General features: G+C 45.1%; 20 protein-coding genes and 2 riboswitches. Of the genes, 10 read left to right on the top strand and 10 right to left on the bottom strand.

The features are described from left to right. The 4 genes from ACN0V2_RS09825 to ACN0V2_RS09840 form a co-directional block, all read right to left on the bottom strand. Positions 1-2264, bottom strand: a 2264-nt coding sequence (locus ACN0V2_RS09825; RefSeq protein WP_417550635.1) for a hypothetical protein, incomplete at its 3' end; no start/stop codon positions are given. Then, entirely contained in the window at positions 2265-4088 is a 1824-nt protein-coding gene (locus ACN0V2_RS09830; RefSeq protein ID WP_417550636.1) for a vWA domain-containing protein, read from the bottom strand. A gap of 87 nt (positions 4089-4175) precedes the next feature. Further along, complete coding sequence (locus tag ACN0V2_RS09835) at positions 4176-5360, bottom strand: O-succinylhomoserine sulfhydrylase (protein ID WP_417550637.1); 1185 nt, start codon at positions 5358-5360, stop codon at positions 4176-4178. Positions 5361-5577: 217 nt separating this feature from the next. Next, positions 5578-7407, bottom strand: coding sequence for a TonB-dependent receptor domain-containing protein (locus tag ACN0V2_RS09840; RefSeq protein WP_417550638.1), 1830 nt, complete (start codon positions 7405-7407; stop codon positions 5578-5580). A gap of 60 nt (positions 7408-7467) precedes the next feature. Continuing rightward, positions 7468-7663: riboswitch (cobalamin riboswitch) on the bottom strand. Between the two features lie 79 nt (positions 7664-7742). Continuing rightward, a riboswitch (cobalamin riboswitch) is annotated at positions 7743-7945 on the top strand. 54 nt (positions 7946-7999) lie between these two features. On the opposite strand from ACN0V2_RS09840, the gene ACN0V2_RS09845 reads away from it, so the two are divergent. Genes ACN0V2_RS09845 through cobO form a run of 10 tightly spaced genes read left to right on the top strand, consistent with a single transcriptional unit; the run spans position 8000 to position 16784 of the window. Then, the gene (locus tag ACN0V2_RS09845) at positions 8000-8575 is read left to right on the top strand and encodes a hypothetical protein (protein ID WP_417550639.1); all 576 of its coding nucleotides are present in this window, start codon (positions 8000-8002) and stop codon (positions 8573-8575) included. After that, a complete protein-coding gene (locus tag ACN0V2_RS09850; RefSeq protein ID WP_417550640.1) occupies positions 8575-9867 on the top strand; it encodes a cobyrinate a,c-diamide synthase in 1293 nt (430 codons plus the stop codon). The genes ACN0V2_RS09845 and ACN0V2_RS09850 overlap by 1 nt, the downstream gene beginning before the upstream one ends. Further along, positions 9864-10526, top strand: coding sequence for a 5,6-dimethylbenzimidazole synthase (gene bluB, locus ACN0V2_RS09855; RefSeq protein ID WP_417550641.1), 663 nt, complete (start codon positions 9864-9866; stop codon positions 10524-10526). Before ACN0V2_RS09850 ends, bluB begins: the two co-directional genes overlap by 4 nt. After that, a complete protein-coding gene (gene cbiB / locus ACN0V2_RS09860; protein WP_417550642.1) occupies positions 10523-11431 on the top strand; it encodes an adenosylcobinamide-phosphate synthase CbiB in 909 nt (302 codons plus the stop codon). Before bluB ends, cbiB begins: the two co-directional genes overlap by 4 nt. Then, positions 11424-12413 carry a threonine-phosphate decarboxylase CobD gene (gene cobD, locus ACN0V2_RS09865; RefSeq protein ID WP_417550643.1) on the top strand — a complete coding sequence of 330 codons (990 nt, stop codon included), beginning with the start codon at positions 11424-11426 and terminating at the stop codon, positions 12411-12413. Before cbiB ends, cobD begins: the two co-directional genes overlap by 8 nt. Continuing rightward, positions 12410-13876, top strand: a complete 1467-nt coding sequence (locus tag ACN0V2_RS09870; RefSeq protein WP_417550644.1) for a cobyric acid synthase — start codon at positions 12410-12412, stop codon at positions 13874-13876. Before cobD ends, ACN0V2_RS09870 begins: the two co-directional genes overlap by 4 nt. Next, positions 13869-14387 (top strand): bifunctional adenosylcobinamide kinase/adenosylcobinamide-phosphate guanylyltransferase, encoded by a 519-nt coding sequence (gene cobU, locus ACN0V2_RS09875; protein ID WP_417550645.1) that lies wholly within the window; start codon positions 13869-13871, stop codon positions 14385-14387. Before ACN0V2_RS09870 ends, cobU begins: the two co-directional genes overlap by 8 nt. Further along, positions 14388-15446, top strand: a complete 1059-nt coding sequence (cobT, locus tag ACN0V2_RS09880; protein ID WP_417550646.1) for a nicotinate-nucleotide--dimethylbenzimidazole phosphoribosyltransferase — start codon at positions 14388-14390, stop codon at positions 15444-15446. It begins immediately after the preceding gene. Then, positions 15446-16168: an adenosylcobinamide-GDP ribazoletransferase gene (locus ACN0V2_RS09885; protein ID WP_417550647.1), complete on the top strand. Its 723-nt coding sequence runs from the start codon at positions 15446-15448 to the stop codon at positions 16166-16168. Before cobT ends, ACN0V2_RS09885 begins: the two co-directional genes overlap by 1 nt. A gap of 7 nt (positions 16169-16175) precedes the next feature. Next, positions 16176-16784, top strand: coding sequence for a cob(I)yrinic acid a,c-diamide adenosyltransferase (gene cobO, locus ACN0V2_RS09890; protein WP_417550648.1), 609 nt, complete (start codon positions 16176-16178; stop codon positions 16782-16784). A 358-nt stretch (positions 16785-17142) separates the two neighbouring features. Here cobO and clpA read toward each other — a convergent pair whose 3' ends face one another. The 6 genes from clpA to ACN0V2_RS09920 all read right to left on the bottom strand — a co-directional run bounded on the left by clpA (position 17143) and on the right by ACN0V2_RS09920 (position 22481). Then, entirely contained in the window at positions 17143-19392 is a 2250-nt protein-coding gene (gene clpA, locus ACN0V2_RS09895; protein WP_417550649.1) for an ATP-dependent Clp protease ATP-binding subunit ClpA, read from the bottom strand. A gap of 32 nt (positions 19393-19424) precedes the next feature. Beyond that, positions 19425-19751 carry an ATP-dependent Clp protease adapter ClpS gene (gene clpS / locus ACN0V2_RS09900; protein ID WP_417550650.1) on the bottom strand — a complete coding sequence of 109 codons (327 nt, stop codon included), beginning with the start codon at positions 19749-19751 and terminating at the stop codon, positions 19425-19427. 8 nt (positions 19752-19759) lie between these two features. Beyond that, positions 19760-20071 (bottom strand): Grx4 family monothiol glutaredoxin, encoded by a 312-nt coding sequence (gene grxD, locus ACN0V2_RS09905; RefSeq protein ID WP_417550651.1) that lies wholly within the window; start codon positions 20069-20071, stop codon positions 19760-19762. Positions 20072-20144: 73 nt separating this feature from the next. Next, a complete protein-coding gene (serB, locus tag ACN0V2_RS09910; protein WP_417550652.1) occupies positions 20145-20975 on the bottom strand; it encodes a phosphoserine phosphatase SerB in 831 nt (276 codons plus the stop codon). Positions 20976-21066: 91 nt separating this feature from the next. After that, entirely contained in the window at positions 21067-21594 is a 528-nt protein-coding gene (gene ppa, locus ACN0V2_RS09915; RefSeq protein WP_417550653.1) for an inorganic diphosphatase, read from the bottom strand. Between the two features lie 92 nt (positions 21595-21686). Then, entirely contained in the window at positions 21687-22481 is a 795-nt protein-coding gene (locus ACN0V2_RS09920) for a sulfite exporter TauE/SafE family protein (protein ID WP_417550654.1), read from the bottom strand. Positions 22482-22574: the final 93 nt, after the last annotated feature.

Consider the following 22574-nt stretch of genomic DNA (forward strand, 5'->3'; position numbering starts at 1 on the left):
TCGGCTTCGGCTTCGGCTTCGGCTTCGGCTTCGGCTTCGGCTTCGGCTTCGGCTTCGGCTTCGGCTTCGGCTTCGGCAATATATTCCTCTTGTTGGTTTATTTCTGCAAAATCAATATCTTGCAGCTCGTCCAACTGATTACTATCGTCAACTAGCTTATCTTCAATATCTTCTGCCAAAAATTCTGCAGGTTCATCTTTTTCAATGACATCATTTTGTTGCTGCGATAATCCATTTTCATCCAAACTCGGTTCATCTGTAACTTGAGTTTGCGCTATTGTTGCCTCATCCTCATGAAACCCAGTTAAGTCATCTAAATCTAGATCTTCAGTAGTCTCTTCAACAGTTATTGCTTGTTCAGTGTCTGGTAAGTTCTCTGGTTCTAAATCTTCTAAAGAAGCTGTAATTTCATCTGTCAGTACTGTATCAACAGCATTAGCATCAAGTTGTTCAGCAATAAGATCAGTGTCCCAGTCCGCTGATTCAGCCTCATTTTCAATGTCTGGGGCTTCCGATTCAGATGTTGACTCTGAGAGTTCGTTAGCTGTTTCCTGAGTCAATTCTGAGGAAGCTAATGGAGCCTCATCAGCTGCTTCAGCATACAGCTCTGCCTCCCAATCTGAAGCATCCATCATTTCTGAATTTTGTTCTGGCTGTTCCAAGTCAGTATCAATTAAATCGTCTTCGTCTAAATGAACGGAATAGTCTTCTGTCATTTCAGAAGTTTCATTGGAGGAATCGGGTTCAGCTAGGGAGGTTATTTCGTTATCGGATTCAATTGCATCAGCTGGTTCATCAAATGCCGCCATTTCACTTGGCTCATTAACTTCAGCCCTTACTTCAGTTTCATCATTTGGTAGCTCGTCTACCGCATTTTTTTCAGTACTGGATTCATCATTGAAATCAACAACGATATCCATCGCTTTATCATCATCGCTTACGACGGGTGACGCATGTGGTTGCATTAGGCTGTCGATTTCTGCAACAGAAATCATATCTTCTGCAATATCGATTTCAGGCTCTTCAATGTCTAATTCAATGTCTGCCGGTAAAACTGAGGTGGCATAATCTTGCGGTGTCGTATCATCAGCTTCAAAAGCATGCAGTTTTAGCTCTTGGTGCTCAAACGTTGAAAGATCCTCATCGGGTTGTGCTTCCTCGATTGGAATGGCAGATTTGCCGTAAATATCGGGAATCTGGTTGGTCCAAGCTTTATTCAAATGCGCTTTCATGCCTTTTGGCTCGGAAGCATTACTCGTCGTATCTAACTCATCTTCTATGTCTGGCTGGGTTTCTTCGACTGGCGTTTCATTTGGGGTTTTACCATAGACATCAGGAATGGTTGGATCCCAGTCATTTTTTAAAAAGTCGGCCATACGCATGGCTGATTTTTCAGGTGCTGGTTGTGGTGGCTCAGGTTCGACCACAGGCTCTTCAGCAAACTCCTCTGCTGTTTCAGCTTCCGCCAGCCCATCAAATTCTGCTAATAGATCAGGGTCAATATCCAACTCAGACTCTGCCGTGGCAGTTGCTTCTGCCAGCTCATCCTGTTCATCACTAACAACTGGTTCGTCTATTGGCTGGTTTTGATTAAAAATATCATCAACATCGACTTCTTCGGTTTCAATATCTGCCAGTTCAATTGCAAAATCCGCTTCAGCATCAGTAGGCGCATCAGTCAATTCAGACTCGTCATCCAGCATTTCAGTTTGTGCAACAAAGGTTTCAGCATTACTGTCATCAAATACACCATCAAACTCGATATCGGCTTCGGGTTCGGCTTCTACATCGTTGGCCTCGGAAGTTTCGGGTTCATCCACTTCTTCTGCAACCAGCGAATCATCAGCCTCTTCAACAAGTAGTTCCGGGGCGGTTATTTCCTGTTCCGCATCAGCCTCCATGATGCTGATGGTGGCATCGGTTAACGCGGTGATTTGTTCAGGCAGATTATTAAGCGTTTTCTCGTCTTGCTGAGTGTACAAATTAACAATCGATTTAAAGATTTCTTTTTCCCGCAGCATTAACTCATCGACCATTGAGTCAAGTGCCGCGCCACTTAATCCATAACGAGTGCTGAGCTGACTGCTTAATGCAGCAACACGCTGTTCATAACTATTTTTCAACAATTTCGCTTTGCTGGCTGCGGCGGCTTGAGTGCGTTTTTGTTTACGACGGGCGCGCAGTAAAACCCAGATAAATAAAATGGCAAAGATGCCGGCCAGCTCATAAGCCAACCATTGAAAAACGGGATCAGTCATCGACATTTACAATAAGTCTCCAGGTAATAGCTGCCGGCGACGGCTGCGATGCCAAAACCAAAATCCAATCAATAACAGTAAAACAATAACCGCATTACCAATGGCTAAAATTATTGTGTCTGATAGTTCAAACAACGGGTTGGTGGTTTCTGAGGCTTGCTCATCTACTAATGGATCAATAATAACTGGCTCAAACGGCTCAGCGTTATTTTGTTCGGCCACAATCGGCGTTTCTGAAGTAATCGTTAACGTTGCGCCCGCTTCATCTAACAATTGGATTGGTTTAGGCTGTAAATAAACATTCCGCCCTGTCAGGGTTTTACCACGGATTTGCAATGATAATTGGTAAGCAGTTTCAGGTTGTAAATCAGCCACTGTTAACTGCCAGGCATTATCTGATTGACGTAGTACATCGTATGGGAATTCACTACCATCCGGTGCGCTGAGCAAAGCAGTGATTTGCAAAGATTCAGGATCAATCATGTTGGCATCAGCAGACATAGATAAACGATGGCTGCGGCTATCCGCTTCTAACTGTGTCACGGTCACATCGAATGGCAGTGCCACCACATTGACTGATTGCCGACGCTGCCGCTCAAAGGTGTCACTTTTAGCCGTGATCACAATATCGTTTTGTCCACTATCAAACAACTTGCCCAAATTTGCCATAAACGTCGCCGTTTGGTTGTTTAAGGTCATCGTGTTATTGATGGGTTCACCTTGCAATGGCTGAGTACTTAATTCTGCAGTAACCAGTTGCAGAAAATCATTCCGTTCAACCTGCTTACCATGGTCGGTTAATTTGGCCACAATATCAAATTGCTCTCCCGCCAAAATATTGTTTGGCAGATCAATGGTTTCCATACGCAGATCAGTCAGTACCATTACCCGGTTATCTTGATCGATATTGCCATCAATAAACCACTCTCCTGGCATCGGTTTATCAATGGTAATCAAATCAAAATGTTTTTCTTGCATCCAGCTTACTGAGGTCTCATGAGTTTCGTGTGATTGGTTTTTTTGATCAGGTTGAACCAGTTGGGTGACATCGGTTTCATTTTCACGAAACACCAAAATCGTCATTTCATTGACGCTGTTATCGATGGTAAACCGATTATCGACTAACGGAACGGAATCACGCTGAGTAGCTTGCTCGAATAAATGCAGAAAAACCCGTTCCAATTCATCAGCATTATCGACTTTGTGATACCAGCCATCGGTGGAAAGTGATAGTTGCTTTAACAGTTCATGATCTGCATCTTCGGACAAGGCTATGGTATGAATTCGAAAGCCTTTTTGTTTTATTTGCGGTAATAATTTATCGATGATGTTTTGACGGGATTGATCACTGTTTGCTTTTCCCTGATGCAGATCCACCAGACCATCAGATAACAGGATAATGCTGCGTTGCTTGGCTGGATCAGAAGCTTTGACATTCGCTGTGGCCTTTTGCAGCGCCTGCTCAATATCAGTAAATAAACCATGAGAATGTATTTCGGAAGATTTTTGCTGAACGCGTTGTCGCCAAGTATCGTCAGCTTTTTGTATTGGCACCAGCATATTGACGTAGCGGGCAAAGGTCCAGACACCGCTCTCAGCGTCACCCGGCATCAACCCACCTAATAATCTCAGGCCCGGCGATCGTAGATTCTGTGGGTCGTTTTGTTTCATGCTGCCAGAGACATCAATAATGATGCGTACATCAGCGTTTGGGTTAGTATCCGCGAGTGCGGGTAACGCAAACCAGATGAGCGGCAGTGCCAGTATTAGCTTCAATATTCTCTGCATAAAAACAACCTGTTTGACTTGAGAAGCGGCAGAAAATGTCATTACTGACGACTTCCTGACGCGAATTGTTTTATTTCAGACTTAATATGCAGGTTTTATGCCGATAGTTCAGTTATTTGCTTGGCGAGCTTAAAGTAGATCCAACCCACATTGGATATCTGCTTGAATATCTTCTACATTTTCCAAACCAACCGACAAACGTATCATGCCATCACTGATACCTGATTCCGCACGAGCTTCCACTGACAAGCGGCCATGTGTGGTGGTGGCCGGATGAGTAATAGTCGTTTTAGTATCACCCAGGTTAGCCGTAATCGAAATAAACTGCGTAGCGTTAATCAGTTTCCAAGCAGCTTGCTGACCGCCCTTTACCTCGAAAGCAATAATGCCACCAAAATCAGATTGTTGTTGTTTGGCCAATTGATGTCCGGGATGCGATTCCAGTCCAGCATAAAACACTTGTGTTACCTGTTTTTGCTGTTGCAACCAGTGTGCAATTTGATTGGCATTAGTGGAATGCGCTCTCATGCGTAAATCTAATGTTTCAAGACCTTTCAAAAAAGTCCAGGCATTAAATGCACTCATGGTTGGTCCGGCAGTACGAAGGAACCCATAGACGTCTTCACCTACACGTTTTGCATCACCGACAACAGCACCGCCCACACAACGCCCCTGCCCATCAATATATTTGGTAGCAGAGTGAATCACGATATCGGCTCCAAGCAATAAAGGTTGTTGTAAAGCCGGTGTGCAGAAGCAGTTATCAACGATTAGCAAACAGTCATGTTGTTTAGCCAAAGCCGATAAAGCAGCTAAATCAGCAATTTCATTGAGTGGATTGGAAGGTGTTTCCAGAAATAACGCTTTGGTATTGGGCTTAATTGCCGCTTCCCAGGCTGCCAGATCGGTTAACGGCACATAGTCCGTCTGCAAACCGAACTTGCTGAGGTATTTATCAAACAACACCCGGGTGGTACCAAACACACTGCGTGATGAAACAATATGATCACCGGCAGCACATAAGCCCATAAAGGTGGCCAGAATTGCGGACATGCCTGAAGCAGTAGCTACGCAGGATTCACCTTGTTCCAATGAGGCCAGACGTTGCTCGAAAGTTCGTACGGTGGGATTGGTAAATCGTGAATAGATATTGCCCGGTTCATCACCTCCAAAACGAGCTGCCGCTTGCTCTGCACTATCAAAAACAAAACTTGAGGTAGGAAAAATCGGCTCGGAATGTTCACCTTCTGGCGTTCTTACCTGTCCGGCACGCACTGCCCGGGTAGCAAAACCTTTATCTTTTAGATCGGTCATGACAACTCTGAAATAGCTGGAAAAGCCTGCCATTCTAAAAGATAAGCCGTATTACTGACCAGCTTTATCCTTGAGTGACTTAGCGAAATAAAACTTAGGGAAGAAATTTAAAAACTTTTGGAAAATTGCGTTTATCAAAACGATGGTGAAAAAACCCACGAATTTAAACAATCATGCCCAGCCGATAACAACTGAGCATGATTTAATCGACTTAATTTTATGGTTGATAATGCAAAGACAGCATATAAGTCCGATCCAAGGTATTAAAGTTATTTACAGTTTGATATTCCTTATCGAATACATTCATTGCATTTAACTTAACTGACCAGTCATTATCAATCTTGTAAGCAACGCGGAAATCCACCAGGCCATAACCACCTAGGCGTGTATTGTTAGCGGCATCATCATAACGATAATCACTGACTTTCCAGCTACCGCCAATTAACCAATCACCAAACTGGCGATCCACATGCAGATTCGCCATGCGCTGTGCTCTGCGTGGTAGCTTATTACCCGTTTCTTCATCTTCGGGTTTAAGCACAGTCGCATTGAACTGAACCTGCCAGTCGAATGCTATTGTCGATAAATCAAGCTCAAGACCTTTGATTTTGGCTTCATCCACATTTTCCGTGGTGGGAAATTGATACACTAGCAAATCACGAATTTTGTTCTGAAAAGCATGAACACCCCAGGTACCCCAATCAGCGTTGCCTAACAAACCTACGCCATAGTTTTTGGACTTTTCGGCTTCCAAATCGGGATTGCCTACAAAAAAACCAACATCTGGATAATAAAGTTCATTAAATGTGGGGGCTTTGAATGCGGTTCCTGCATTTGCCGTAAGCTGAAGTGACTGTGTTAACTGATAGCCCCACTCTGCAGTGCCAGTAGTTTCTTCCCCATAGGCTTCGTTATTATCATGACGTGTACTCAATAACCAACTATGGTTTCCAGCATTTCCTTGCCAACTAATAAAGAGCGCTTTGTTATCACGTGAAGTTTCATCGTAATCAATCGTGCCCTCAACACGGTCATGATCATAGTCAAGACCTACATTGAGTCTTTGCTGTTTTGACAGAATAAAAGTGTTTACCAAACTGACAAAACGATGACGGGTATTGAACGTGCCGTCTGCAATTCCATCCGCATAATTATCTGACTCGTCGCGGGATTCAGATAAATTAAAGGACATTAACCAATTATCAGTAAATTGATAACGTGAATTTATACCTATAACCTGTTGAATATTATCAGCATAAAAATCTTCGGTCAGGGAAAAGCTGTCATAATGGTTTAGTGATTGAGCGCGTAAAAAATTAGCTCCAACACTCCAGTCTTTATTAATGGCGTGATCGACTTTTGCTGAAACACTATTATTTCGATAACCATCATGATCCGGATTATCTTGTTCTCGGGCATTAATTCCATTGGTTGATTGATGTGTGAAATTGGCATGATAACGAGTCGTTCCATTACCTCCGCTTACGCCTGCACTCGCCTGTTTAGTGTTATGACTACCAACACCCACCGACGCATAGGGGGTTGGATCTTGGTTTTTACCTTGGCGGGTAAATATCTGAATGACACCACCAATCGCCTCTGAACCATACAAACCAGACCTTGGTCCACGTACGATTTCAATTCGTTCAATCTGATTTACTGGAAAGTCCTGGATGGCGGCCCCCCCGGATGTAGCAGAATGCCATTTAACTCCATCAACTAAAAAAAGCACGTGATCTGAATTTGTGCCTCGTAAATACACACTGCTGTTTTTCCCCAAACCACCGCTATTAGAAATATCCATACCCGGAAACCGTGACAGTAAGCTGGGCAAATTATTAATCTGCAACCGATCAATATCCGCACGGGTAATAACCGTATTGGGTGCCAACGCATTTTCGGTAGGCATCCGATTAGCCGTAATCGTCATTGCATCAAGGGATTCCTGTTCAGCCAGAGCCGTAACAGAGAAGGTGGAAGTAGCCAGTGCCGCTACTGTAAGACGTGCACAGACGCGCAAAGGCATTGCCTTTGTTAAAGGTTTCATATTGTCTCCTAGGGATACGCTCACCCGCGATCCGGATTAATAAAGTCACACAACACACGTTGGTTGTGATGAACTTCAGGCCGGTCTCCGGACTCACGTTGTGGCTTGCGCCAGTACATCCGCCTTCCCACGATTAATCGCAGTGGCTGATTGGATGCATTTTCAACGTTTACCGTTGCGGGGGCAGTGTTGGTTTTTCACCAACTTCCCGTTTAACTCTGATGGATATAAAAGCACCTGAAGAGGCGCGCATCTTAAATCTCCCGTGGCTTATCGTCAAACCTGATAAGGGCAATAATTGATTTCCAAATTGACAATATAGCTTGCTAATCCTTATTCTGTCGGCAGTTTCAGGTGTCGCGAAAGTGATGAAACGGGAAGTCGGTACAGCCAAACATTGGATAAACCCGACACTGCCCCCGCAACGGTAAATGAGTTGAGATTGAACGTTAGCCACTGTATCTATTACGGGAAGGTGTTCAACCGGTGACAGCACCGCTCATGAGTCCGGAGACCGGCCTGAAATATCCTGGTCTGTTGACCGAAAATGCTATTAACCAAGTTGTGCGGGTGAGCACATCGGAGAACCTCAATGTCGTTATTGTCTCAACGTCAGCAACTGATCGTGGCTGCGCTTCTTGCCTTATTAATGGTGATGACTCGTGGTCATCATTTCGCCGATATCAACGTTTTACCCAGCGCCTCCTGGGCAGTATTTCTCCTCGCCGGATTTTATCTAGCTTCAAAATTGTGGTTTCCGGCTTTTTTAGGTCTGGCTGTTGTGCTGGATTTGATGTCGGTTTATATTGGTGGCGCCAGTAATTTCTGTGTTTCACCATCCTATGGCTTTTTACTGCCTGCATACGGCAGTTTGTGGCTGGCCGGTCGTTGGTTGTTATCCAGATACCAATTTAACTGGACGGCTCTGTTTACACTGGCGATGACGCTGGTGACGGTTACCGCAGTTGCCGGCCTGTTCAGTGGCGGTGGTTTTTACTGGTTTTCAGGTCGTTATGTCGACCCAACCATGGCTGATTATCTGAACCGGTTTATCCAGTCCTATCCTGGCAACCTGAGTAAATTAAGCTTTTACATCGCTGTTGCCGCAGTGATTCATATCAGCTTCCGTTTTGCGAATTTGAGCCAGCGCAGTAATCAGCTACGTTAATGTCAAAGCAGCCGCAAACCTGCGCTGCGCTGATTATTGCTGCCCCCGCCTCAGGTCAAGGTAAAACAACTGTTACCGCGACCTTGGCGTGGCATTATCGACGTCAGGGTAAACAGGTCCGAATTTTCAAAGTGGGTCCAGACTTTCTGGACCCAATGATCTTGTCATTTGCCTCCGGCCATCCGGTTTATCAAGTTGATTTATGGATGGTCGGTGAAACTCACTCCAGACAATTGATTGCCGACGCTGCCAAACAGGCAGATATCATTCTGATTGAAGGGGTGATGGGCTTGTTTGATGGCGCGCCCTCCACAGCCGATCTGGCTGCCATTTTGGAAATCCCGGTGTTAGCGGTGATTGATGCCAGTGCCATGGCACAAACATTCGCCGCTTTAGCGTTTGGCTTAGCCCACTTTCGTTCGGATGTGACGTTGACTGGCGTTCTGGCCAATCGTGTGGGCAGTGCCAGACATGCTGAAATGTTGACATCCGCTTTACCAGAAGATCTACCCTGCCTTGCTACTATGTCTCGTCAAACTGAAAGTCTGCCCAGCCGTTATCTGGGTTTGGTTCAGGCTGATGAACTCACGGATTTGAATGAGCGCCTGGACCGACTGGCAGATAGCATTCAGCTCAATCCCGAATTTGTTTTACCGCAAATCAAACTAGACTACGAACCTGTTGAAGCTTTACCCCCATTATTAAAAGATCTTCGCATCGGCGTGGCTAAGGATGCAGCGTTTGCCTTTGTTTATCAGGCAAATCTGGATTGTTTAACCGCGTTGGGTGCTGAGCTGATATTTTTTTCACCGTTATCGGATACAACGCTGCCTGAGGTGGATAGTCTTTATCTTCCTGGAGGTTACCCTGAACTGCATCTGGAAACGCTCAGCCAAAATATGTCGATGCGTCAGGCGATATGTGAACACATTAATGCCAATAAACCGGTGCTGGCTGAATGTGGTGGCATGCTGTATTTGTGCCGCACATTAACCGATAAGCATGGCCATCAAGCTGAAATGTGTGGTGTGCTGGGTGCTGATGCCAAATTACAAGCCAGACTGACAGCCTTGGCTCTGCAACAAGTCACTGTTGATAATCATACTTTACGTGGGCATACCTATCACCATTCCTTGCTGGAAAACCAACTCGACGCTATTGCTTATGCTGAATCCCCTAATGACAACAAAGTCAGTGAAGCGGTATTTCAGCAACAACGCCTGACCGCCAGTTATATCCACTTTTATTTTCCGTCAGCCCCTGAACTAATTGCCCGCTGGTTTACCCTATGAGTAAGGATAAATATCGTTTTAATGACCAAGATCGTGAAGCGGTTTATCGCGCCATTGGTGAGCGTCGGGATATGCGCCATTTTATCGCTGATCCCATCGATCAAGATATCCTGCAGCGATTATTTCAAGCAGCCTGGCAGGCTCCCAGCGTAGGAATGATGCAGCCTTGGCGGATGATTCGGATTACCGATAACGGCATCCGTAACGCTATCCATCAAATCGTTGAAAATGAAAGAGTTCTGACCGCAAAAGCCTTGGGTGAACGTGAAACGGAATTTCTGCAGCTGAAAGTAGAAGGCATCAAGGATTGCGCCGAAGTGTTGGTTGTTTCGTTGATGGATAAACGTGAATCGCATATTTTTGGTCGCCGCACCCTGCCGGAAATGGATCTGGCATCGGTATCGTGTGCCATTCAGAATATGTGGCTGGCTGCCCGTGCCGAAGGATTGGGTATGGGTTGGGTCTCGTTATTTGATCCCCAAAAATTGGCCGATTTACTGGACATTCCAGAAGGTGCCTGCCCGGTGGCGATTCTGTGTCTTGGTCATGTTGATGCATTTTACCAACAGCCCATGTTGGAGCAGGAAAACTGGCGACAACGTCAGCCTCTGGATGAGCTTATCTTTGAAAACCGCTGGGAAAACAAAACCAAAACATGACTTTTATTATCATGCTCAGTGCTTTGATCATTGACTGGTTTGTCGGTGAACCAAAACGGATGCATCCTCTGGTTGGTTTTGGCGCTTTGGTGAATAAAATCGAAGCATATTTTAATCACGCCAATCAGCATCGAATTCTTCAGTTTTTTGCTGGCATGCTGGCATTAATAATTTGTATTGTGCCAATTACATTTATTACTTATTTGATCAGCCAGATTCCGTTATGGGGCACCCTTTTTTCCGTTGTGCTGTTAACGCTGTGCCTGGGGCATCGCAGTTTGTTTGATCATGCCCGACCTATCCTGCATGCCATGCAACAAGGCGACGTCGAACAAGCCAAAACCTTGACCAGCCGCATTGTTAGTCGGGATAAAGATCATATTGATGTGAATAAAGCGACCATTGAATCAGTACTGGAAAATGGCAACGATGCCGTTTTTGGTACGCTTTTCTGGTTTGTTATCGGTGGTGCAGCCGGCGCGGTTGCCTACCGTCTGGTTAATACTTTGGATGCCATGTGGGGCTATCGAACTCCACGATTTTTCTATTTTGGTAAATCGGCAGCTCGGTTGGATGATTTATTAAATTTTGTGCCCGCCCGGCTGACTGCTTTAAGTTATGCCCTGCTTGGCAATACGCGAAAAGCATTGAGTTGCTGGTGTCAGCAAGCACCATTATGGGACAGCCCCAATGCTGGACCAGTGATGGCCAGTGGTGCCGGTGCATTGGACATTGAACTCGGTGGGGCTGCCTGTTATCACGGTGAATGGCATCAGCGTGCTTTGCTCGGTTCAAATCATCAGGCTACCGCTAGCGATATTCAACGTGCTTTAGATTTGGTATTTCATAGCGTCGTGCTATGGCTGTTTATTATTGGCATGATTACAGGGATTTTTTATGCTTAATCACGGTGGCCGCATTAAGGCCTATGCTCAACGTTATGGCATTGCAGTAGATAATTGGTTGGATTTATCCACGGGTATTAACCCAAATGGTTGGCCTGTGCCGGAATTTATTCCAGTATCACTCTGGTCTAGATTGCCTGAATCTGAAGATGATTTAATTGATAAAGCGATGGACTATTATCAATGCCAATATATTCTTCCCATTGCCGGTTCACAAGCTGCTATTCAGACACTACCAACACTCAGAGCTCCTTGTCGTGTTGCCATACTCTCACCAGCCTATGAAGAGCATAGACATTGCTGGCAAGAGTCAGGACATGAGGTGGTGGCACTCGAAAGCTTTGAACTGGAACAACAGATCGAACAATTTGATGTGGTGATTGTGATAAATCCCAATAACCCGACCGGGCAAACATTCAGTGAGGAATGTTTATTAAATTGGCATCGTAATTTGCAATCCCGTAATGGTTGGCTAATTGTCGATGAAGCCTTTATCGATGTCACCGCTCAAAAAAGTCTCGCTTCTTTGCCTGTTCAACCGGGATTGATTATTTTACGTTCGTTAGGAAAATTTTTTGGATTGGCTGGTTTACGGGTTGGCTTCGTTATTAGTCATCCTGATTTGTTGTCTGAAATTAAAGAAAAATTGGGCCCCTGGCCGATTGCATCTGCGTCTCGTTGGATTGCGAGTCAAGCATTGTCAGATCAGATTTGGCAACAGCAATCATTACAGTACCTGCCTCAAAATGCTCAACGTTTAGCCGAACTATTAAGCGCTTACGGACTTCGGCCAACGGGAGGCTGCGCTTTGTTTCAATGGATCAAAATTGAGCAGGCTTCCCAGATCCATTATCAATTAGCCGAGCAAGGCATCTTGTGCAGATTATTTGATAAACCTGTTGCAATACGCTTTGGTCTGCCCTCTTCTGAACATGATTGGTCAAGATTAGAAAATGCCTTACAGCAGGTTATGCCTAGATGATAGCTAAAACGCTAATGGTACAAGGCACCACATCTGATGCCGGAAAAAGTACACTGGTTACGGCATTATGTCGCTGGCTGGTCAATCAAGATTATTCTGTCGCACCCTTTAAACCGCAAAATATGGCGCTAAACAGTGCTGTGACTGCCGATGGCGGTGAAATTGGTCGTGCTCAGGCCGTTCAGGCCCAGGCCTGCAACCTACCGCCGCATATCGATATGAATCCGGTTTTGCTAAAACCTAACAGTGATACCGGCGCTCAAGTGATTATTCACGGCAAAGCCATTGCCAATATGGATGCCCGCTTCTACCACGACTATAAACAAACCGCGATGACTGCAGTATTGGAATCGCATGGCCGTCTGCTTAAACAATATGATGTCGTGATAGTGGAAGGTGCGGGCTCACCGGCAGAAATTAATCTGCGCGATCGCGATATTGCCAATATGGGTTTCGCTGAAGCCGTGGATTGTCCGGTGATCCTGGTTGCTGATATTGATCGTGGCGGTGTATTTGCTCACTTGGTGGGTACATTAGATCTTCTATCAGCTTCTGAGCAAAAGCGTGTCAAAGGCTTTGTGATTAATCGCTTTCGTGGTGATATCAGCTTATTGCAATCCGGTCTGGACTGGCTGGAAAAACGCACTGGCAAGCCGGTTCTAGGTGTGCTGCCCTATATGCATGGACTGCACCTGGAAGCTGAGGATGCGATTAACATTACGCAGGTAGAAAAAGCCGACAATGTGCTGAATGTTATCGTGCCGGTCATGCCTCGTATCAGTAACCATACCGATCTGGATCCATTACGCCTGCACCCCAACGTAAACTTACAATTTATCGGTCCGGATTCACAGATACCGCCAGCAGATTTGATCATTCTTCCTGGCAGTAAACATGTCAGCGCCGATCTGCTATGGCTAGAACAACAAGCCTGGCCTGTAGCGATTCAAAAACATCTGCGCTACGGGGGCAAACTATTAGGGATTTGTGGTGGTTTTCAAATGCTCGGGCAGCAGATTGATGATCCAACTGGCGTTGAAGGTTCGCCTGACACTTGCAAAAAAGGTCTCGGCTTACTGGATATGCACACTACCCTGCATGCCAAGAAACAATTACGGCAAAATCAAGGACAGTTATTATTAAATAATGCTGCTATCAGTGGCTACGAAATTCATGCCGGTGTCAGTGAAGGCAAAGCGTTATTGCGTCCGTTGCTACGGTTATCGCATGGTCCCGATGGAGCGATCAGCGAAGATAATCAGATTATCGGCACCTATCTGCACGGATTATTTGAACAGCAAACAAGCTGTGATGCATTGCTGCAATGGGCTGGACTGAATAACGTCAGTAGCCCTAATTATCATGCTTTGCGTGAAGCGGATATTGAACGACTGGCAGAAATGGTTGAACAGCATATGGATACCACAGCACTACTGACAATTTTAAAGGCAGCAAATGGCTAAAACTCTGATCCTTGGCGGTGTAAAATCCGGTAAAAGCCGACTGGCTGAACAACGCGCTATCAACAGTAAATTAGTCGTCTGCTATGTGGCGACAGCCCGCGCTGATGACAGTGAAATGCAGCAGCGTATTGCCTTGCATCAACAGCAACGTCCTGCTCATTGGACTACTGTCGAAGTGCCACTTAATCTTGCCACGGCGCTGCAACAACAGGACCATAACAATAAATGCATTTTGGTTGATTGCCTTACGTTATGGCTGACCAATTTGCTGCTAGCCGATGATCAAAATTTATTATCAAAAGAAATCCAACGATTACTTGAGACTCTGCCAACTCTGCAGGCTGACATCATATTGGTCAGTAATGAAACCAGTATGGGCATTGTACCTATGGGTGAATTGACCCGACGCTTTTGTGATGAAGCCGGCCGCCTGCATCAACAACTTGCTGTGCTGATGGATAATGTCATCCTCACAGTGGCAGGTTTGCCGCATGCTTTGAAAGGAAACTGAATGATCGACTTCACCCAATGGTTAACATTACCTGCCAAAACGATTGACCAAAATGCTGCAGATGCAGCTTTAATGCGACAAAGCCAGTTGACCAAACCGGCAGGCTCATTAGGCCAACTCGAACAATTAGCCGTGCAACTGGCAGCATTGCAAGGCACAACACCGCAAGCCGATCATGTGCATATCACCGTTTATGCTGCTGATCATGGTGTGATGGCAGAAAACATTTCGGCCTATCCACAATCCGTTACCGCGGCGATGATTCGTAATTTCGCCAGTGGTGGCGCGGCTATTAGCGTTTTAGCAAAACATTTGGATGCCTCGCTGGACGTGATCAATGTTGGTACGGTCAGTGAATTGGAAGAGATTAAAGGTGTACAGGATCAACGAATCGCCAATGGTACCGCCAATTTTCATCAGCAAGCAGCAATGAATGAAGCTGAATGCAAACAAGCCATACTGATTGGTCAACATAATGTCGAATGCTGCTTGCAGAACGGAACTCAGCTTTATATCGCCGGCGATATGGGGATTGGCAACACCACAGCAGCAAGTGCAATGGCCTGTGCGATGTTGAATCTACCGGCTAGCCAATTGGCCGGCCCAGGTACTGGACTTAATGCTGAAGGCGTCTCACATAAAGCAACTATCATTAAAGAATCTTTGTTATTACATACAAACCATCTTGTTTCGCCCTTAGCCATTTTGCGTTATCTGGGCGGCTTTGAAATTGCTGCGATGGTGGGTAGTTACCTGCACTGTGCCAAATCTGGTCTGCCGGTGGTGATTGATGGCTTTATCAGTAGCGTAGCCGCTTTATGTGCTGAACAAATTTGTCCGGGCAGTCGGCAATGGTTTCTGTTCAGTCATCATAGCGCCGAACCAGGACATAGCGTGGTGTTACAGACTCTTGAGGCACAGCCTTTAGTAAACTTTAATATGCGCCTGGGCGAAGCTAGTGGTGCAGCCGTTGCTATCCCGTTATTAAGAATGGCCTGTGCCCTGCACAATCAAATGGCCACTTTTGAAGAAGCGGCCATCGCCGGAGCCATCAACTAATGCGATCTTTCTTAATCGCCCTGCAGTTTTTGACTATTCTGCCGGTCAGATTGCAGGGTGAATTTACCGAACAGGATATTGGCCGCTCATTGTTGTTTTATCCAGTTGTAGGCTTGCTCATCGGTATCGTGTTAAGTCTATTAGCCTGGGGGCTTAACGCTCAAGCGCCAATGGTCTCTGCGATCTTGGTGTTAGCAGTCTGGATAACCATCACCGGTGCATTACATCTGGATGGATTGGCAGACAGTGCTGATGCCTGGTTGGGCGGTATTGGTGATACAGCTAAAACCTTATTGATTATGAAAGACCCGGCTGCCGGCCCTATTGCAGTAGTGACAATCGTATTAGTGCTGTTGATTAAGTTTGCCATGCTTACTGTTTTACTCAGTCAGCAGAACTGGTGGGCATTAATCTGGTCTGTGATACTGGCACGCACCGCTTTACCATTATTGTTTTTAACCACCGAATATGTGCGGCCCCACGGTTTGGGCAGTATTCTTAAACAACAACAATCTGCGTTGCATACACAACGGCTGATGCTCGCAGTTGGTGTATTGGCGTTATTCAGTGTCGGTCTGTTCGTCCTGTTGTTTGGCTTATTGGTTTTTCTGTTACTGCGTTACCTGATGGAACGTCGATTAGGCGGGTTTACCGGTGATACTGCAGGCGCAATGGTGGAACTGCTGGAAGCGGCGTTATTAATATTTTTTATTTTATTTTAGGAAAGTTATGACTGATTCAGAAAAAAGCCAACGCCATAAAGATCGCATGCAACGTCACAAGGAAGTGGTCGATCAAAAGATCCAAAAGGCCACCAAGGATAAAGGTTTACTGCTGTGCATAACTGGCAACGGCAAAGGTAAAAGTTCATCCGGTTTTGGCATGATTGCCAGAGCGTTGGGCCATGATATGAAAGTCGGTATCGTACAATTTATTAAGGGTGCGATGAGTACGGGTGAAGAAGCATTTTATCGTCGTTTTCCTGAACAGGTTAGTTATCACGTGGTTGGCGATGGTTTTACCTGGGATACGCAAAACCTGGAACAGGATAAAGCTTCTGCAGAAGCAGGCTGGGATATTGTTAAAACGATGTTACAAGACGACAGCATTAACGTGATTTTGCTAGATGAACTGAATATTGTCTTGAAAATGAAATATCTGGATGCAGATAAAGTAATAGCTGACTTAGCTGCTCGCCCGGCAATGCAACACGTGATTATTACCGGTCGCGGTGCTCCAGACAGCATCATTGAGGCTGCTGATACTGTCAGCAGGATTGAGGATGTCAAACATGCATTTCGCGATGGTATCCGTGCTCAAAAAGGCATAGAGCTCTAAGGAATTTTACATAGTTTTGGCTTGAATTTTGCTGTGTCATCAAACGGTAAAGTTACTCACATTTTCTGTGGATAAGTCTGTGTTTAACTTTGGAGTTAGTCGCTAAGCTGTTCATATTTAAGCACTCTGCTCAAAATGGTCAAAAAACAATCAAATTGCAAATCTTCTTAATATTCAATAGCTTAAAACCACCTTTAAGATAATCAGTGAGTTAGCGACATCTGTTATATAAAGATGTGAAGAATATGTGAAATAGGTGAATAACTTGCCGGTATTAAATGGAAAAATTTCCGTGAGTAACAATTTATAGACACAAAAAAACCCGGTAGTGAATAACTACCGGGTTGATTGTTTATCTTTATGCAGGTTCAGTTTCTTTGATGATATCCAAAACCAGTTCATCATTTTTCAAAATGACCCTGACATGACCACCATCGCTCAGTTGGCCGAACAATAATTCATCAGCCAACGGACGTTTGATTTTTTCCTGTACCAGGCGTGCCATAGGTCTAGCACCCATCTGTACATCATAGCCATGCTCTGCCAGCCATTCACGCGCATCATTCTCAATTTCAATGGTGACGTTTTTATCCTGCAACAACATTTCCAACTCAAGTACCGCTTTGTCAGCTACCCGGAGAATCGCTTCTTTGCTGAGTGGCTTGAATTGGATAATACCGTCCAAACGATTACGGAACTCTGGTGAGAAAGCACGTTTCAGCGCTTCTGTACCATCCATATGGTGTTCCTGTTTGGTAAAGCCTATCGAGCTTCGCCCCATTTCTTGTGCACCGGCATTGCTGGTCATCACTAACACCACATGGCGGAAATCAGCTTTACGGCCATTGTTATCCGTCAAGGTACCGTGATCCATGACCTGCAATAACAAGTTAAAGACATCCGGATGGGCTTTTTCAATCTCATCCAACAGTAATACGGCATGCGGTTGTTTGATGATCGCATCGGTCAATAACCCGCCCTGATCAAAACCCACATAACCAGGAGGCGCACCAATTAAGCGTGATACCGTGTGTGGTTCCATATACTCGGACATATCAAAGCGTATTAATTCAACACCAAGAATATGCGCTAATTGGCGAGTGACTTCTGTTTTACCGACCCCTGTTGGGCCAGCAAACAGGAAAGCACCTGTTGGTTTCTCTGGATGACCCAAACCGGAGCGCGCCATTTTAATCGCTGAACTTAATGCAGAAATTGCATCATCCTGACCGAAAATAACATGTTTAAGGTTTGGTTCAAGATTACGCAGATTGTCTTTGTCTGCATTACTGACAGTCTTGGCAGGAATCCGGGCAATCTTGGCAACGATCTGCTGTACATCCGGTACACCAATCATTTTTTTGCGTTTTGATTTAGGCAAAATACGTTGCGCCGCACCGACTTCATCTAACACATCAATTGCTTTGTCCGGCAAATAACGATCATTGATATGACGAGCAGCTAATTCTGCCGCCTGTTCAATCGCCGCATTGGAATAACGCACATTGTGATGCAACTCCAATCCGGGTTTTAAGCCTTTAAGAATCTCAATGGTTTCTGCCACTGAAGGCTCAGGCACATCAATTTTTTGGAAACGACGCGCCAAAGCACGGTCGTGTTCAAAGATATTGCGGTATTCCTGATAAGTGGTTGAACCAATGCATTTCAATTCACCATTAGCCAATAACGGCTTAAGTAAATTAGCCGCATCCATTGCACTGTTACCGGCACTGCCAGCACCAATCATTGTGTGGATTTCATCAATAAACAGAATCGCATGCTCCTGCTGTTTGATTTCTCGAAGCAGGCCTTTCAGACGTTTTTCAAAGTCACCTCGATATTTGGTACCAGCGACCAGAGCGCCCATATCCAGAGAATAAACAACCGCCTGTTCCAATACTTCTGGCACTTCACCATCAACAATGCGTTTCGCTAAACCTTCCGCCAGCGCAGTTTTACCGACGCCAGCTTCACCGACAAATAATGGATTGTTTTTACGGCGGCGACATAACACCTGCAAAGTACGTTCAATCTCATTAGCTCGACCAATTAATGGATCGATACGACCCAGTTTGGCTTCAGCATTCAGATTGGTAGCGTATAACGCCAATGGGCTTTTGCTTTCAGAATTGCCGTCTTCGACATCAATCTTTTCACTTTTGGTTTCTTCAGCCAGATTTTCAATGCCACCGTGACTGATGGCATTCACCACATCCAGTCGACTGACATCTTGTTTCTGCAGTAAATAAACCGCTTGAGATTGTTGCTCAGAGAAGATTGAAACCAGCACATTTGCACCAGTAACCTCTTCCCCACCAGAAGACTGCACATGCATCACTGCACGTTGCAAAATACGTTGAAAAGCTAATGTTGGCTGAGTTTCACGATCGCTGTCTTCAGCCAAGGTTGGCAGATTATCGGCAAGAAAATCGGTCAGATCCTGACGCAAGGCATTGATATCCACCTCACAGGCTTTGAGCACCGCCAACGCCTGCCCATTCTCCAGCAGGGCTAACAGCAAATGCTCAACTGTCAGAAATTCATGGGATCTTTGTCGAGCATAATTGAATGCCTGACTCAGCGTGTGTTCAAGTTCTTTACTCAGCATATTGCTATCCGCCTATTGTCGTTGCAGCCATCTCATTCCTGTTCCATGGTGCACTGTAAAGGATGCCCATGTCTTTGGGCATAACTATTCACTTGTTCCACTTTGGCCTCCGCGATCTCAAATGTAAAGACACCACATAACGCCTGTCCTTCTGTGTGCACTTGTAACATAGTACGTGTAGCACGTTCACGTCCCATATCAAACAAGGTTTCTAACACTTCCACAACAAAATCCATCGGCGTGTAATCATCATTCATCATGATCACCCGATATTTGGGTGGCTGTTTTAACTCCGGTTTAGACGGCGCAACCGCAAAATCATGCTCGGCTTGCCAATCTTGATCACGTTTTTCTGCCATAGCAAAAATCAACTCGCTGCTTCAACCATCTGTTTGAGTTCGCCGTTCTCATACAGTTCCATAATGATGTCACATCCACCCACTAATTCACCGTTGATATAGAGTTGTGGAAAAGTTGGCCAATCAGCATAACGGTGAAGATTCTCACGCACTTCCGGGTCAGCCAGTACATTTACATAAGCAAATTCTGAGCCACAGGCAGTTAAAGCTTGTGATGAACGACTGGAAAAACCACATTGTGGAAATTCCGGTGTACCTTTCATAAACAGAATCACTGAGTTTGATTCAATTGCCTGTTTAATGCGTTCCATAATATCCATCGTTGTTACCTCTTTGATTAGTTAGTTTTAGCAGATGGGGGCACCTGCTGTTAATTCAAGATTACGCCTTTGGTCAAGGTCGTTGCAATAGTCCTAATACACCATCTAAACCACAGAAATTCAACGCTGTATCGGCCGCTTCCTGTACTTTAGGTCTGGCATGATAAGCCACACTCATGCCGGCTTCAGCCATCATCAGTAAGTCATTGGCACCGTCACCAATAGCGATACTCTGGCTTTTATCAATGTTGAGTTCTTCACAGCGTTTAATTAAAAAATCTGCTTTAGCCTGAGCACCACAAATATCTCCAGTGACTTGACCTGTCAGATAACCGTTTTCGTTTTCCAGCACATTTGCCTGGGTAAAATCTAGATTTAACCGTTTTTTGAGTTTGTCGGTGAAAAACGTAAAACCACCAGAGACCAGTGCTGTTTTAATACCAGCCTGCTGCACCGTTTTCAACATCAACTCTGCACCAGGATTGAGCATAAGGCGTTCGTTATAAACACGATCTAGCATATCGACGGGCAATCCTTTTAATAGCGCTACCCGTTGTTTAAGCGACGTTTCAAAGTCTATCTCACCACGCATAGCAGCCTCGGTAATGGCTGCAACCTGGGGCTTTAGGTCCATAAAGTCAGCGATTTCATCAATACATTCAATCGTGATTAAGGTGGAATCCATATCCATTACTATCAAGCGACACTCTTCTGCTACAAAATCTGCCGGCAGCACATTAATATCCACTGCGTAAAGTTTTCGTAACATCGTCAAATCCGCATGCTGAGTATCTTCAATCAATGCATAACGATTTTTCCACTGGCACTGCCCGTCTAATTTTTCAGCAATCTCAGTAGCCAGTTGCTGGGTTAATTGGGGCCCCTGAACAATAATCTGTGTCATGATTTTTCCAGTCGTAAAATGACAAACGGCGAACTAACATTCGTCAGCTCGCCGCGTGCACAAACAGGATGAGTTATCAATTCAATGATAGTTATTTCGCTTCATTTTGATAACGCGCAACACTGTCCACAATTTCCTGTTTAGCGGCATCAATTCCTTGCCAACCTTCAATTTTGACCCATTTGTTTTTTTCCAGGTCTTTGTAGTGTTCGAAAAAATGTGCGATCTGGTTCAGCAAAAATTCCGGCACATCTTTGATGTCTTTAACGTGGTCATACATTTTGTCATGTGGAACCGCAACGACTTTGGCATCTTCGCCTTTTTCGTCGGTCATTTTAAGCATACCAACTGGACGACATGCCACCACGCAACCGTTAATTAATGGAAATGGTGTGACGACCAATACATCAACCGGATCACCATCATCAGATAAAGTTTGCGGCACATAGCCATAGTTGGCTGGGTAGAACATAGCCGTGTTCATAAAACGATCAACAAACAATGCGCCAGTCGCTTTATCGACTTCATATTTGACCGGATTAGCGTTAGCGGGAATTTCGATAATGACGTTGATATCTTCAGGCAGGTTGCTGCCAGGGCCGACTCGGTCAAGATTCATAAAGCGATTGCTCCAGTAATTAATTAGGATAGAGAATAAACCCGTCAATTATAAAAGAAACCACGCCGCCATCAAAGTTGAAGTCACTTTAGCTAACGACTAAAAAAATAAATCGCGACGCAAATCAACAACAGTGAAAACAAACGACGTAACCAATGGGACGGTAATCTTTTGGCAAGTTTGGCACCCACCTGGGCAAAAAACACACTGGTGATAATAATGCCGATAAATGCCTGCCAATGCACAAAGCCAGTTTGCCAGGAAGATTCTTGGCTCAATTCACTGGGAGCAAACACAATAAAACCAATCACTCCAGCAATAGCAATTGGTAATCCACAGCATGCAGCGGAGCCAATTGCCTGCTGAATATTAAGTCGTGCCATTAATAAATAAGGGACAATCAAAGTGCCACCGCCAATGCCAACTAGCGCACTGATCACACCACTAAACAAAGCATAGATAGTGGCAGGCCATCGATTTAATAATATGGGATAGGATGCCGTCGCGTTAGGCAGCCAAATCCGCAATGCCATTAAAAAAGCAAATATCGCAAAAAATATCTGTAACTTTTCACCACTTATCAGACTGGCCAACAATGCGCCGCCAAATCCGCCGATGATGAGGCCAGGTACCAAACGGCGAACCGCCAGCAGCGAAATATTACCTAGCCGCCAATGGGCAAATATCGATGACATGGAAGTTACAATAATGGTCATCAGTGATGTCGCCACTGCCATATGAATTAGATATTCGTTGGGTAACCCCTGTTTGCTAAATAACCAGACCAGGACAGGCACAATCACTAGTCCCCCACCAATACCAAACAGTCCGGCAAGTGTGCCAGCCACCATACCCGCTGCAGCATAACTTAGCCATTCAATCCACATACGTGTCTTTTTCCTCAGTCATGCTGCATTTTTTCGCTAAAATCATTGTTTTCCCCGATAAGGTTTTCCAAACCTTTCTAGCTTTGCCTTTGT

The sequence above is a fragment of the Methylophaga sp. genome (assembly GCF_048266885.1).
Lineage (GTDB): Bacteria > Pseudomonadota > Gammaproteobacteria > Nitrosococcales > Methylophagaceae > Methylophaga.

Coding starts and splice junctions, on each gene's coding strand:
- ACN0V2_RS09830 (WP_417550636.1), bottom strand. CDS start 4,088: ATGACATTTTCTGCCGCTTCTCAAGTCAAACAGGTTGTTTTTATGCAG.
- ACN0V2_RS09835 (WP_417550637.1), bottom strand. CDS start 5,360: ATGACCGATCTAAAAGATAAAGGTTTTGCTACCCGGGCAGTGCGTGCC.
- ACN0V2_RS09840 (WP_417550638.1), bottom strand. CDS start 7,407: ATGAAACCTTTAACAAAGGCAATGCCTTTGCGCGTCTGTGCACGTCTT.
- ACN0V2_RS09845 (WP_417550639.1), top strand. CDS start 8,000: ATGTCGTTATTGTCTCAACGTCAGCAACTGATCGTGGCTGCGCTTCTT.
- ACN0V2_RS09850 (WP_417550640.1), top strand. CDS start 8,575: ATGTCAAAGCAGCCGCAAACCTGCGCTGCGCTGATTATTGCTGCCCCC.
- bluB (WP_417550641.1), top strand. CDS start 9,864: ATGAGTAAGGATAAATATCGTTTTAATGACCAAGATCGTGAAGCGGTT.
- cbiB (WP_417550642.1), top strand. CDS start 10,523: ATGACTTTTATTATCATGCTCAGTGCTTTGATCATTGACTGGTTTGTC.
- cobD (WP_417550643.1), top strand. CDS start 11,424: ATGCTTAATCACGGTGGCCGCATTAAGGCCTATGCTCAACGTTATGGC.
- ACN0V2_RS09870 (WP_417550644.1), top strand. CDS start 12,410: ATGATAGCTAAAACGCTAATGGTACAAGGCACCACATCTGATGCCGGA.
- cobU (WP_417550645.1), top strand. CDS start 13,869: ATGGCTAAAACTCTGATCCTTGGCGGTGTAAAATCCGGTAAAAGCCGA.
- cobT (WP_417550646.1), top strand. CDS start 14,388: ATGATCGACTTCACCCAATGGTTAACATTACCTGCCAAAACGATTGAC.
- ACN0V2_RS09885 (WP_417550647.1), top strand. CDS start 15,446: ATGCGATCTTTCTTAATCGCCCTGCAGTTTTTGACTATTCTGCCGGTC.
- cobO (WP_417550648.1), top strand. CDS start 16,176: ATGACTGATTCAGAAAAAAGCCAACGCCATAAAGATCGCATGCAACGT.
- clpA (WP_417550649.1), bottom strand. CDS start 19,392: ATGCTGAGTAAAGAACTTGAACACACGCTGAGTCAGGCATTCAATTAT.
- clpS (WP_417550650.1), bottom strand. CDS start 19,751: ATGGCAGAAAAACGTGATCAAGATTGGCAAGCCGAGCATGATTTTGCG.
- grxD (WP_417550651.1), bottom strand. CDS start 20,071: ATGGATATTATGGAACGCATTAAACAGGCAATTGAATCAAACTCAGTG.
- serB (WP_417550652.1), bottom strand. CDS start 20,975: ATGACACAGATTATTGTTCAGGGGCCCCAATTAACCCAGCAACTGGCT.
- ppa (WP_417550653.1), bottom strand. CDS start 21,594: ATGAATCTTGACCGAGTCGGCCCTGGCAGCAACCTGCCTGAAGATATC.
- ACN0V2_RS09920 (WP_417550654.1), bottom strand. CDS start 22,481: ATGTGGATTGAATGGCTAAGTTATGCTGCAGCGGGTATGGTGGCTGGC.